Consider the following 12739-nt stretch of genomic DNA (forward strand, 5'->3'; position numbering starts at 1 on the left):
AAAGATAAAATCTTTTTCCTTAATATATGAATGTCATTCCACAGGCGTGTAGAGTGCAAACCTAAATGCCTAGATTATTTTCGACAGAGTTCTTTTCCTAGGAAATAAAATGCCGGCGAATGTTGTCATTATTTCCTGCATTTTCGTAAAAAAAGAGAGCGGAATGATTCGCTCTCTTGCAGCTGATCTACCATGTAATTTTAGTCGCTTTTACTTCTTTTGGTGTAACGGTGTACAGGTGGTCATCGATATAGAGGATTCGTTGGACCATGTTCTCCCAGTCTTCATATAAGGTATTTTCTTGCTGATGCGTTATTTTAGTGTGCAAGGTAAAACCTTTTTCCGGGTCAATCCCATAAACCATCGCACCTTCAAAGTCGAGACGGTAGCTACCATCTTTTTGATTTTCATTGTACATCGTGATTGGGAAAGCGAAAATATCTTTATCCTTATTGAAAAGAAGTGCTTTATGATCGTGATTTAATGGTGAGTGTGTGGACTGACCGCCGATAATTTCTGTGTGTTTTTCCAGAGGATTTGTCGGGTCACTCACATCAAACAAGGAAATCTTAACACCGTTTGTCGTCACTCTGGTTCCCCATTGGTCTTTTTCCACTTTCGTATCATACCCAAAACCAATCAGATGATTTTCATCATACGGGTGCAGGTAATTACTGAAACCAGGAATTTTTAATTCCCCAAGCACTTTCGGTTCATTTGGATTACTCAGGTCAAAGACGAAAAGCGGATCTACTTCCTTAAACGTCACCACATATGCTTTATCCTGCATGAAGCGTACTGAATAGATGCGCTCGCCCCTTGCCAAGTCTTCTACACTGCTGATTACATTCATTCCTTGATCCAAAATAAAGAGGTGGTTGCTTGACGGAGAGTGTTCATCCCATGCCTGCCCTTTGGTTGCCGCCACTCGGAAATGCCCCTTATACTCATCCATGGAAAATTGGTTTAAAAGATGACCAGGAATTGCTCCATTTGCACGAAACTCGACACTCACGCCATCTACAGCAAATTTATACACTTCTGTACTTTCATTATTTGTCCAATGTGGCCCATACCCATAGTTTGGTACCGCAACGTAAAGATTTTCTTTTGACATATAAATTTGGTTTCCGCTACCTACATACGTTGTAATAGACGCATCTTCTTGAGGTTGGTTTAAGTCGAGCGTGGCAATCGTCATAAAATTATCTTCTGTTGAGTCAGGGAAATAACGGATATCCTCATATGGGACTCCTTTCAACTCTCCATCCTCTTCCCCATTTGCATCGGATACTCTAGGTCTCAAGTCTGCCTCAGGGTGCTCTTCAAGCATCCAAAAATCAGCGTACTTATTAGCAATCAAGTAAACATGATTGTCAATTTTTCTGCTGGAGACGTAATATCCTTCAAGAATGACTGTTTTTTGGACAGTTGGATTGGATCGGTCCGTAATATCATAAACGATGGCCTTTGTTGCCTCATGCATCGGCATGATCATATCGCCTTCACTACCTTTATTTCCATACCCATCGTACATCATCTTTTCATCCCAATAATGACCTATGACTACTAGCTGGTTGCCATCCAAAAAAAGTTGATACGGATTAAAGTCCTTATAACGAAGCTCTGTCACAACGGTCATTTCCTCTACAGGTTCTGCCTTAGTGATTTTCAACTTTTGGTCGGTTGCTTGGTAAATGAAGTCTCCATCTGTCTTCACAATGTCCGCTTCATCTACTCCTTGAACCTGGACGTTTGTTTCTGAATGGCCACCTGCACTACCATTCGATTCACTTTCAGCTGCCATATCGGCACTTGCAGCCCCATCAGTATCGTCAGAGCCTGAAGTCGATTCATCTCCACCAAAGCTAAATAGCTGTTTACTTTCTTCTCTCTCTTGTTGCATTTGTTTGAGACGGGCGGTGAACAATGAATTTAATTCTGTTTTGGAAGTAACGGTCGGCAATTGTTTCACAGCAGTAAACTTGATCTTCTTTTGTTTTCCGAGCGTTTTGCCATCGACCGATTCAATATCCCCGCTGATGTGAAGCTCATACGGTCCTTTGCTTGGATCATAGCCACCCTCAGGAGGAGAGAGGGATACAAAGTCTTTGGAAACCTCAAGTACTGTTTCTACCTTTTTGCCGTCTTTATCCGTAACATAGATAGACTCATTCTCTTTGATGCTGTCCTGCTGAAACTCTTTGGTAAAAGTCAGCAACCATTTTTTATCTGAAAGCACGGTTTGGGTATCTTTTTCAGAGTAGGGATTGCCTGTACCGTTGACTGCGAAAGGTTCTCTTGATTGATAGATGAACGCGAAGATGATGGCCAATCCCACTATAATAGAAGAAAAGATAATTACCTTTTTTTTCATACAATTGCCCCCTTTTATACGGTTAGACGATGAAGATGTTAAAAAGTTACATTGGAGAGGGGGGAATTGTTTTTGAGTTGGTCGACTGAAGCTTCTCTGTGACGTGATGGGGTCGATTTTTATAGAAAATAGGTGAAAATGCTTGTGAAATACCTTCTTTTTTAGCTCCCAAAAACTGTTCGGACACTTTTAGGTTTGCTTCGGTCAATTTCCTTATTTGGATAGGGTGTGTTTGGACAAATTAAGATCCTGTTTGGACAACAATTCTTTAGGTTCGGTCATTCTAAAAATTGATTCGGTCACTTTCTCGGAAACTTCGGTCAAAAACACAAAATCTTCGGTCAACTTTAACAAAACTTCGGTCACTATCGGGAAATCTTCGGACATTTGACTTTATCGCCCAAAATCTACCCTCACTAGTGCCCCGAACATCAACCTCTTCTCCGCCTAAAAGCCCAAAAACCAACCAGCAACCCAATTTAAAAACACAAAAAGGCCAGCAGACCATCAAACTCATCTGCTGGCTCACCGGGCACCGATATCTACCAAACTCCTATGCCATTATCTTCCCCTTCAGCTCATCAAGACCGTAACGCCCGACAAACTTAGCAAACTGCTCACGCTTCTTACCTTCTGCAGCATATAAATCTATTAATCTATCAATCAACACATACAGCGCGTCTTCCTCCAAACCATCTGCAAACAATACTCCTGTTCTGGCGTCGAGCCCCTTTGCTTTGCCGCCGACATAGAGATCGAATCGGTCACCGTGTTGCTTGATCACGCCAATATCATTAACCAACGGCTCCCCACAGCCTACCGGACATCCTGTATAGGCAGGCTTCAAAGTAAAAGGAACCGCCCTTCCGGCAATGCGGCGGTTGATTTCTTTTGCCACAGGCATTCCTTCTTCCAGCTCTCCTTTACAGAAGTTGCAGGTGCGAAGGCTTTTGACATAATTGCCGACCGGATAGCAGCTCAAACCAACACTTGAAAAGTCAGCCTTCGCTTCTTCCAATCTGCCTTCCGGAACATCCACATACAATTGTTGAAAGGTGGTGACTTCTAACTCCTCTTCTTCTCCCATATAGCGTGCAAGCATCAATAGTTGTTTACCATTCAACTTCGCCCCAAAGTCAATGCCGCCGTTAACCGCGAGCTTAATTAGTTTTTCTCCCATTGCAACAATTCCCCTTTATTCCGTGATTTCCAACACATACGGGAATGCATATACTTTCCCGTCCAGTTTGAATTCTGCCCATAGTTTATACATGCTAGGCTTGCTGAAGTGGGCCTCAAACACTGGTTCTTCTCCTTCGCGAGGGTGCACATGGATAAACTCGTCTAGCGTTTCATTCACAACGACCACATGTCCGAGTGCACCAAGATAATCCCCTGGCTCTGCCCCTTCTATGTCAAAAGAAAGCACCACGTTTTCTTTTACAGAAAAATTATTCACATCAAGGGTTACAGTGAAGTCCCCTTGTTCCTTCGTCCATTCTGTTTCAGGTTCTAAATGCACATGATTATCTTCATGACCGCCATGCTCTCCTACCATCACTGGCTTAGCTTCATTTACATACTCCAGCTCACTCGGCTTGATATCTACAAACGCTTGGTACATGCCTTCTTCCAGATCCGCATCTGCAGTGAAAACACCTTCAGATACCTTTTCTGGATGTAAATGTTGAAACTGTTCAAGATCCTCACTGATTACAATTAGGTGCATCAATTTCTCGTGATTTACTTCCAGGTCATCCATTGGGTTGCCATCAAGGTCTGCCAGGGTAATGGTCATTTCTTCACCATCCAGCTTTACGTCTGCTTGCACTTCACTAGAAGACTCTCCTTCATGGTCGCCATGCCCCTCGTGTCCACCACTGTCATGGCCCTCCTCTTCTTCATGATCCCCATGTTTCTCTTCTTCACCAGCATGTTCCGCATGACTGCCCTCTTCACCTTTAGATACATCCTCACCTGCATAAAACGAATACGCTGTATAGCCTCCGACTACTAACAACAGATACACTAGCGCAGATCCAATCCATTTTTTCATCGTGTTCCCACCTTATTAAAGTTTCACTTTTTGCAATCTGAGTGCATTCAAGACAACGGAAACCGAACTGAATGCCATCGCCGCTCCTGCTACCCAAGGTGCCAAGAAGCCTAGTGCCGCAATCGGTATTCCCATAGAGTTATATGCAAATGCCCAGAACAGATTTTGTTTGATGTTGGTAATGGTCTTTTTACTCATAATGATGGCATCTGCAATGCTGTTCAGGTCACCGCGCATTAACGTGATGTCTGCTGCTTCCATTGCAACATCTGTACCTGTTCCGATTGCCATCCCGATATCCGCTGTTACCAATGCTGGAGCGTCATTAATGCCATCTCCTACCATTGCCACTTTCTTGCCTTGCTTTTGAAGCTGTGCTACTTCCTCCGCTTTTTGTTCTGGAAGTACTTCGGCAATGACCTGATCGATTCCGGCATGTTGGGCAATTGCTTTAGCTGTGCGTTCGTTATCGCCTGTCATCATGACAACTTCCAGACCCATATCCTTCATTCGTTTAACGGCTTGTTTGGATGTATCTTTTATAGTATCTGCAACCGCAATGATGCCTTTATACTCTCCGTTCACTGCAATAAGCATTGCCGTTTTACCATTTGTCTCAAGCTCACGAACCATTTCTTCTGCATGCTCGACAGCTACATGGTGCTTGTTCATTAATTTACGCGTACCAACCACTACTGTGTTTTCCCCTGCGACTGCTTCGATACCATATCCAGGTATTGCTTCAAATGACCCTACAGAGCCAAGTTCGATACCTTTTGCTTGGATGCCTTCCACAATCGCTTGCGCCAATGGATGTTCGGATTGTTTCTCTGCGGCTCCAACCATTGCAAGGATTGCCGTTTCATCTTCACCAGCTTCAAGCTTTACATCCGTTAACACAGGCGCTCCATTTGTCACCGTTCCTGTTTTATCTAAAACAACAGTTGTAATTCGGTGCGTTTGCTCTAAATGCTCGCCGCCTTTAAAAAGAATGCCAAGCTCGGCTGCCCGGCCGGATCCCGCCATGATGGATGTTGGCGTGGCAAGACCAAGCGCACATGGGCAAGCAATGACGAGAACCGCAATCAAATTCACCAATGCTTGTGCAAAGTTTCCTGGATCAACGATAAAATACCAAACTAAGAAAGTAAGGACCGCGATTCCAACAACAATTGGAACGAAGATGCCGGAAATTTTATCTGCCAGGCGCTGAATTGGTGCTTTAGAGCCCTGAGCCTGCTCGACGATTCTAATGATTTGAGCAAGGGCCGTTTCTTTTCCAACTTTTGTTGCCTTCATTTTCAAGAAGCCGTTCTTATTTATTGTAGAACCATAGACAGAATCTCCTGATCTTTTGTCGACAGGAATGCTTTCTCCGGTCAGCATGGACTCATCTACTGCTGATTGTCCTTCCACAATTTCACCATCAACAGGAACTTTTTCCCCCGGCTTAACAGAAACGATATCTCCTACCAGAACCTCATCCAATGGAATTTCTATTTCTTTTCCATCTCGTAAAACAAGGGCCGTTTTTGCCTGAAGTCCCATTAATTTTTTGATTGCTTCCGAAGAGCGCCCCTTCGCTCTCACTTCAAATAGCTTTCCTAAAATAATTAGTGTGATAATCACTGCACTTGCTTCAAAATAAAGCTCGACCATATGGGCATCTGAACCAATTGATTCAATCGATAAATACAAGCTGTACGCGTACGCTGCAGTCGTTCCGAGTGCCACCAGTACGTCCATATTCGCGCTTTTATTTTTCAGCGCTTTGTATGCACCCGTGTAGAATTGCCAGCCGATGAAAAATTGAACAGGGGTCGCAAGTGCAAGTTGCACCCATGGGTTCATTAACATATCAGGCAGATAAATAAATGACGTAAAGGAAAAGTGACTTACCATTGCCCAAAGCAACGGGATTGTCAGAATTAACGAGAATACAAATTTTCCTTGTTGCTTTTCTAATTCCTTTTGACGGAAGTTCTCGGCACTTTCACTTTTCTCCACTTTTTCCGTAGCACCGTAACCTGCTTTTTCAATGCGGGCAATGATGTCAGACGGCTTTAGCTTGGAGGGATTATATTCTACTGTTCCGCTTTCCAGTGCAAGGTTCACATTAGCAGCATTTACCCCTTCCATTTTCCCGAGCACTTTTTCTATTCGACTGGAACAAGCCGCACATGTCATGCCGGTGATAAGAAACTCTGCTTTTTCTTTCACGACATCATAGCCTAGATCCTGAATTTTTTTCTCTATGTCTTTTTCCGTCACTTGGTTCGGGTCATAGATGACAGATGCGTTTTCAAGCGCTAAGTTTACATTAGCCGTATCCACTCCAACCAGTTTGTTCAGTCCTCTTTCCACCCTTGTGGAACAAGCCGCACATGTCATGCCCGTTATCTGCAATCTGGTTTCTTTTTTCTTTTGATCACTCATCATACTGACCTCCTTTATACCTATAGGGGGTATATTATTTTCCAAATAAAACGTGCTGTTCTCGGAAGAAAAGCACGTATCTGACCAGATGGATTATGCTACCTCATAACCTTCTTCGTCGATTGTGTCCTTAATTTTATCAACTGTTACTTGCTCGCTTTTGTATTCTACTGCAACAGTTCCAGATGCAAGATCCACTTTAACCGAATTCACGCCTTCAAGTTCCCCAACGCTTCCTTCAACAGCTTTTACACAATGACCGCAACTCATACCATTTACTTTTAACGTTACTTGTTCCATCTTAATCTCCCCTTATTTCATCAGTCTTTTTACTGTTACTAACAACTCATCTATCACTTCTGTATCGCCATCTTGAATTCTTTCCACGATACAGGATTTCATATGTCCCTCTAAAAGCATTTTTCCAAGGCCATTTAGAGCAGACTGTACTGCCGAGATTTGAGTGAGAACATCATCACAATAGGTGTCCTCTTCAACCAGCCGTTTCACCCCGCGCACCTGACCTTCGATACGGTTCAAGCGTGAGATCAACGCCTTTTTTTGTTCTTCAGAATGGTGACTTTTACGCTCACCTTTGTCTGTATGGCAACACTCTTCATTTACTGTTTCAACTGGAAGGTTTTCCATCGTTCTTGACCTCCTATCTCTTATAAAGTAACATACCCCTATACGGTATGTAAAGTAATTGAATTTATAATTTTAAAATAATTTCAGAAGAGGTACGTTACATGTGGAAAGATCAAGTGCTGGAATGGTTTGAAGCAGTCGGACCATTTGCCATCCTACTTAGTATTTTAATCAATACCATCATAAGCATACTCGCTTTTATGCCAAGCGTTTTCCTTACGGTTGCCAATCTGGCATTCTTCGGCTTTTGGTGGGGAACGTTGATCTCTTTTTTAGGGGAGTCCATAGGAGCAGTCATCAGTTTTTGGTTGTATCGTAAAGGCATAAAAAAGTTTGCCCCGGATGCGTTGATGAAAAATAAATGGCTGGTGAAATTACAGGAAACAGGTGGCCGGGAAGCCTTTTTATTGGTTCTTGCTTTGAGGTTGTTTCCATTTGCACCTTCCGGACTTGTTACATTGGCTGGAGCAACAAGCCGGATCAGCTTGGTCAGGTTTGCGGTCGCAAGTACAGTCGGAAAGATACCTGCTTTAATGTTAGAAGCTTTTTCTGTTTATCAAGTGCTGCAATGGAATTCTGCTGGTAAGGTAATATTGGCTCTCGTGGCGGTAGGAGTAATAGTGGTTTTATTACGAGGGCGATTAAAAAAATAACTCAAAAAACATTTGGCCCTTTAAATTCAAGGTATTTGGTTTATCGCCGCTGTTCCTTTTCGCAAATGGCTACGCTTTCCGCGGGGCGACCTTGAGCCTCCTCGGCAAGCCTGCGGGGTCTCAACATTGCCGCTACTTCCCCGCAGGAGTCTTCGCCATTTGCTCCAATCCACAGCTAGAAACTACTAGAACGAAACGTTTATGCTTTTTTAAGATAACTCGGTTAGATGCATTTTATAAATCCTTAGGTGAATGAAGCCATCTTGTTGATCGGAGTGGAAGGCGCGCAGATGCCCCGGGAGGCTTCTGGACCGCCCGCAGGCAAGTGAAGCGCCTGGAACGGAAATCAACTGAATTATAAGCTTTCTTATATTAATAAGACAGAGCCTCTACTAAAAAGGCTCTGTCTCATCTTTATTATTCCTCTAATAGAAACTTCCCATCCGACACATGCCCAAGCAGAAAGTCTCCCACTTCGTTTCCGTAAAAGCTTAAATGATGCAGGGGCCTTGTCATAGCTACATACAACAGCTTTACGTCAATTTCAGTTTCTGTGAACACCTCATCTAGCGTGCACAATAGCACAGCGTCAAACTCTAGTCCCTTTGCCAACTGGGCATGGACGATGACGACATCCTCTTGATTGATTTCCTCATTTTCCCGTAGCAATTGCACCTGTAAGTCTGTATACTTGCGAAGCATCCCCTCAATCTTCTTGCATTCTTTCTCGGTTTTGCCAATTACCGCAATTGTTTTTCGGCCGTCCACTGCATACAACTTCTTAATCTCAGCCTCTAGCACTTCTGCCTTTTCAGCAGCGCTATCACCAGATGTAGACCATTTATGAAAAACTGCCTTCGCACCATGCCTCACCACCGGCTCCACTTTTGGTAGTTCAAAAGGTAATAGCTTCAAAATGTCATTGGCCGTTTCCATGATTTCCACTGTTGTACGATAACTTTTTTGCAACGTTGTGTAGGCAGCCCTTGGGAAAATTGCTTCCTTCACCTTGTTCCAATCCTGAATGCCACGGTATGAATGAATACCTTGCGCCAAGTCTCCCACGATAGTGAACATATCGGTTTCCAACGAACTTTTTAAAGCCGCTAGCTGAAAGTAACTGTAATCCTGCGCTTCATCAATTACCACATTTCGAGCACGCAAATCTTTATCTATTCCGTACAAATGGTGCTGCAAATAAAGCAACCCTGCCAGATCTTCTAGCTCATACTCTTTCTGTCTATGCAATTTCACTTGATAGTCGACAAAGTACTTAATCTGATAGTCATCCAAATAATCGCTTGCATACTTCGCAAAGGTAGTCCGATCTGTTACCAGCTCTTTGAAATAGTGAAAAAGGGTGTGCTTAGGGAGCTTGCGGATAAAAGCATTAACAGCGGTTCTGGACTCCCGTTTTATCTCTTCTGTCATGGCATCTTTTTTGTCCATCGCTTTTGTCACATAGCTTTTTCGTTTAGCAGGATCAAGGTTCATGTTGAACAGGGCTTTGTCTAGTTTGTTGTCATAGAATCTCTCTACTTTATGCAAAAGCACTTTTTTCTCCGTACGTACATAGTTTTGCAGGACACTTTTCACCTTTTCTACTCGGCGATAATACGGGAGGTAGGTATATTCGTTGCGAATCAGGTTTTCCATTTTTTCAGCGGTGTAGAGTTTGAATTTAGAAGTCAGGTAGAAATCTTCTGTTGGAATGAGTGTTTCTAAGATGTCAGATAAATAGCGGTCCATGATGTCCTTGAATTCTAGCGAACCTTTGAAGCTTGCCAACCATTGGACCATTTCCGGATCTTCATATTCATGGTTAATGAAACCCATCAACTTCTCAGAAGGAGGTCGCAATTTCACCTTTTTGCCGATGCAGCTTAAGACAAAATCAATAAAGGTCGTCTGTAAGATTCGGTCCACCCCAAGCTCTGGGAGGACTTCGGAAATGTAGTCGATGAAAAGATTGTTCGGTGCGAGGATCATCAGTTGTTCTGGTCGGAATTGATCCTGGTAGGTATAAATGAAATATGAAATTCGGTGAAGCGCAATGGTTGTCTTTCCGCTTCCTGCCGCTCCTTGCACGATAATCGGTTTATTTAAATCCGCTCGAATAATTCTATTTTGTTCTTCTTGAATCGTAGAGACGATATCAGTGAGGCGGTTGCTGGAACTGCCGGAAAGTGATTCTTGTAACAGCTCGTCCGTCGTCGTCAAATCAACATCTCTTATGTCTTGGAGCTCGCCGTCTTCCATAATATACTGCCGTTTCAGAGAGAGATAGCCGTCGTACGTTTCCCCTTCCGCTTCATATTCCACCTCTCCAATCCTGCCGTCATAGTAAAGGTTGGCTATCGGGGAACGCCAATCAACAATAATAGGGTCTTGCGTTTCCCTATCAAAAAGCGAGGCCTTCCCAAAATAAAGGACCTCCTCTTCTTCTTTGCCGACGCGCTTGTAATCAATTCTCGCAAAGTAAGGTTTATGGTAGATTTTCTTGAGGCTGCGGATCTCTTCTGTCGTCCGCTGAAGCATGTTCGCATTGGTGAGCATGTTCAAATAACTTAAACTACTGTCTGAAAAATCAGTTCCATCCAACGCTTCTTTAAAACTGGATTTAAACGATTCCTCATCCAACTCTGTTGCTTTAATGACAATGTCCATATACTTTTTGGTAAAGATAAGCCGTTCTACTTCCTGATCAAAATCAGGATGCCTTTTTTTCATTTCTGCCAAACTCTTCACACTCCCGAGGTTTATGTAGAGACGCAAAAAACCATGAAATAGAGTTTTTCTCCATTCATGGTAACTATCCCTTAAGGAACCTTTTCAAAGTACGCAACGGTTTTCTGTTCTTTTTTGCCGGAAAAACAATTATAACCGCTTACAAAACAATTTGCAATTTTCCATCAGATTTAGTTCTTTCCCTTGTCAGCTTCTACTTTTATATGTAAACTTTTAATGTGATTTAGTTTACATTTAAATTGCATTATCATTGTTGATTGTAGTGGAAGGCTCGCGGACCGCCCGTGGAAAGCGAAGCGCCTGGAACGGAAATCAACAGTTCATGTAAAAACTAATAGGAGTGATTACTTTGACTTGTAAACAGCTTGCAGAAAAAGTGGTGGATGGCTATCGTATAACACCGGAAGAAGCCTTACAAATATTAAAAGAAGATGACGACAACGTATTAGAACTCATTCATTCAGCCTTTCATATTCGCAAACACTACTACGGAAAAAAAGTAAAACTGAACCTGATCATTAACGCCAAAAGTGGCTTATGCCCAGAAGATTGCGGCTACTGCTCCCAGTCCATGAAAGCCGACACGGAAATTAACAGCTACCCGCTTGTCAGCAAAAAAATTATCGTCGACGGAGCCAAAGAAGCCAAGAAGAATAAAATCGGTACCTACTGTATCGTCATGAGTGGCCGAAAGCCGACAAATCGAGACGTGGATACGGTGGTACAAGCCGTTCAGGATATTAAAAAAGATGTAGACAATATGAAGATTTGCGCTTGTTTGGGTCTTGTCAATGACGCACAAGCAAAACGATTGAAGGAAGCTGGTGTGGACCGCTTTAATCATAATATCAATACAAGCAAAGGGCATCACAGCGAGATCACTACGACTCATGATTATGATGACCGCATCCGCACACTTGAAACATTGAAAAGTGCTGGAATCTCCCCTTGTTCTGGAGTAATTTGTGGAATGGGTGAAACGCTTGAGGATATTGTAGAAATGGCATTTTCACTAAAAGAATTAGATGCCGACTCCATTCCCGTTAACTTTCTCCACCCAATAGAAGGAACGAAGCTTGCCGGCATGGATGATTTGACACCACTAAAATGCTTGAAGATCCTAGCCATGTTCCGATTTGTGAATCCAACAAAAGAAATCAGGATTTCCGGAGGCCGTGAATACAATCTTCGCACCCTTCAAAGTATGGGGCTTTACATGGCAAACTCTATCTTTGTTGGAGACTATTTGACCACTAGCGGCCAGGCATCTAACCAGGATTACCAAATGATCCAAGACCTTGGTTTTGAAATTGAAGAAAATGCATTCGAAACAGAAAGCCAGCAATTTGCAGGGGTATAATTAGATTTCCTAGTAAAGGACAGTGGAACAGTTAGTGCCACTGTCCTTTTTTAAACACTTATGGAGAATTTTTCATTCATTAACGCAAGTCTGTATGGTGACAATTCTCCCGTCATGATTTCACTTGATACGGCAGGGTCGTTATTCATAAACCGTTCTGCTTCCGTTTCATTCCTTGCCAAGAATATAACAATTCCAAATCCGGTTTCATCCGTCTGCTCAGTTCTTCCTGCAAGAATGACCACTCCACTTTCCACATTCTTTTTTAAGTAGGAAAAATGTCGAGATACTATGGTTTTCTCCTCTTCCGTCCAACACTCCGGGTCATATAATCTTTCAGGCAACCTAAGTAAATAAATATACGTATGCAGGCTCATGGATTTCCCCACTCCTTTCCTTCCCTTAAATTTCTACAAATTCTGAGGAAATCCTTTTTTCCGTCACGTAAAAGAGGGACAGCA

General features: G+C 42.8%; 10 protein-coding genes. 2 read left to right on the forward strand and 8 right to left on the reverse strand.

What is annotated here, in order from left to right; all coding sequences use genetic code 11:
• Nucleotides 1-187: 187 nt before the first annotated feature.
• The 6 genes from HF078_RS09995 to HF078_RS10020 all read right to left on the reverse strand — a co-directional run bounded on the left by HF078_RS09995 (nt 188) and on the right by HF078_RS10020 (nt 7517).
• Nucleotides 188-2377, reverse strand: a complete 2190-nt coding sequence (locus HF078_RS09995; protein WP_169291014.1) for a beta-propeller domain-containing protein — start codon at nt 2375-2377, stop codon at nt 188-190.
• A gap of 553 nt (nt 2378-2930) precedes the next feature.
• Complete coding sequence (locus HF078_RS10000; protein WP_169291015.1) at nt 2931-3557, reverse strand: NAD(P)/FAD-dependent oxidoreductase; 627 nt, start codon at nt 3555-3557, stop codon at nt 2931-2933.
• A 15-nt stretch (nt 3558-3572) separates the two neighbouring features.
• Nucleotides 3573-4433 carry a hypothetical protein gene (locus HF078_RS10005; protein ID WP_169291016.1) on the reverse strand — a complete coding sequence of 287 codons (861 nt, stop codon included), beginning with the start codon at nt 4431-4433 and terminating at the stop codon, nt 3573-3575.
• A gap of 15 nt (nt 4434-4448) precedes the next feature.
• Nucleotides 4449-6869, reverse strand: a complete 2421-nt coding sequence (locus HF078_RS10010; protein WP_169291036.1) for a heavy metal translocating P-type ATPase — start codon at nt 6867-6869, stop codon at nt 4449-4451.
• Nucleotides 6870-6962: 93 nt separating this feature from the next.
• The gene (gene copZ / locus HF078_RS10015) at nt 6963-7169 is read right to left on the reverse strand and encodes a copper chaperone CopZ (protein WP_169291017.1); all 207 of its coding nucleotides are present in this window, start codon (nt 7167-7169) and stop codon (nt 6963-6965) included.
• Nucleotides 7170-7181: 12 nt separating this feature from the next.
• On the reverse strand, nt 7182-7517 hold the full coding sequence (locus HF078_RS10020; protein WP_240951716.1) for a metal-sensitive transcriptional regulator: 336 nt from the start codon (nt 7515-7517) through the stop codon (nt 7182-7184).
• 101 nt (nt 7518-7618) lie between these two features.
• Here HF078_RS10020 and HF078_RS10025 point away from each other — a divergent pair, with 101 nt between their 5' ends.
• The gene (locus HF078_RS10025; RefSeq protein ID WP_169291018.1) at nt 7619-8170 is read left to right on the forward strand and encodes a TVP38/TMEM64 family protein; all 552 of its coding nucleotides are present in this window, start codon (nt 7619-7621) and stop codon (nt 8168-8170) included.
• A 417-nt stretch (nt 8171-8587) separates the two neighbouring features.
• Here HF078_RS10025 and helD read toward each other — a convergent pair whose 3' ends face one another.
• The gene (gene helD, locus HF078_RS10030) at nt 8588-10900 is read right to left on the reverse strand and encodes an RNA polymerase recycling motor HelD (RefSeq protein WP_169291038.1); all 2313 of its coding nucleotides are present in this window, start codon (nt 10898-10900) and stop codon (nt 8588-8590) included.
• 367 nt (nt 10901-11267) lie between these two features.
• On the opposite strand from helD, the gene bioB reads away from it, so the two are divergent.
• Nucleotides 11268-12278, forward strand: a complete 1011-nt coding sequence (gene bioB / locus HF078_RS10035; protein ID WP_169291019.1) for a biotin synthase BioB — start codon at nt 11268-11270, stop codon at nt 12276-12278.
• 50 nt (nt 12279-12328) lie between these two features.
• Here bioB and HF078_RS10040 read toward each other — a convergent pair whose 3' ends face one another.
• Entirely contained in the window at nt 12329-12667 is a 339-nt protein-coding gene (locus HF078_RS10040) for a YciI family protein (protein ID WP_346775330.1), read from the reverse strand.
• Nucleotides 12668-12739: the final 72 nt, after the last annotated feature.

The organism is Bacillus sp. RO2 (assembly GCF_012911845.1).
Lineage (GTDB): Bacteria > Bacillota > Bacilli > Bacillales > Bacillaceae_I > Sutcliffiella_A.

Excerpts from the sequence above, each read along its gene's own strand:
- copZ (WP_169291017.1), bottom strand. The coding sequence starts at position 7,169 with ATGGAACAAGTAACGTTAAAAGTAAATGGTATGAGTTGCGGTCATTGT.
- HF078_RS10025 (WP_169291018.1), top strand. The coding sequence starts at position 7,619 with ATGTGGAAAGATCAAGTGCTGGAATGGTTTGAAGCAGTCGGACCATTT.
- HF078_RS10000 (WP_169291015.1), bottom strand. The coding sequence starts at position 3,557 with ATGGGAGAAAAACTAATTAAGCTCGCGGTTAACGGCGGCATTGACTTT.
- helD (WP_169291038.1), bottom strand. The coding sequence starts at position 10,900 with ATGAAAAAAAGGCATCCTGATTTTGATCAGGAAGTAGAACGGCTTATC.
- HF078_RS10020 (WP_240951716.1), bottom strand. The coding sequence starts at position 7,517 with ATGGAAAACCTTCCAGTTGAAACAGTAAATGAAGAGTGTTGCCATACA.
- HF078_RS10010 (WP_169291036.1), bottom strand. The coding sequence starts at position 6,869 with ATGAGTGATCAAAAGAAAAAAGAAACCAGATTGCAGATAACGGGCATG.
- HF078_RS10005 (WP_169291016.1), bottom strand. The coding sequence starts at position 4,433 with ATGAAAAAATGGATTGGATCTGCGCTAGTGTATCTGTTGTTAGTAGTC.
- HF078_RS09995 (WP_169291014.1), bottom strand. The coding sequence starts at position 2,377 with ATGAAAAAAAAGGTAATTATCTTTTCTTCTATTATAGTGGGATTGGCC.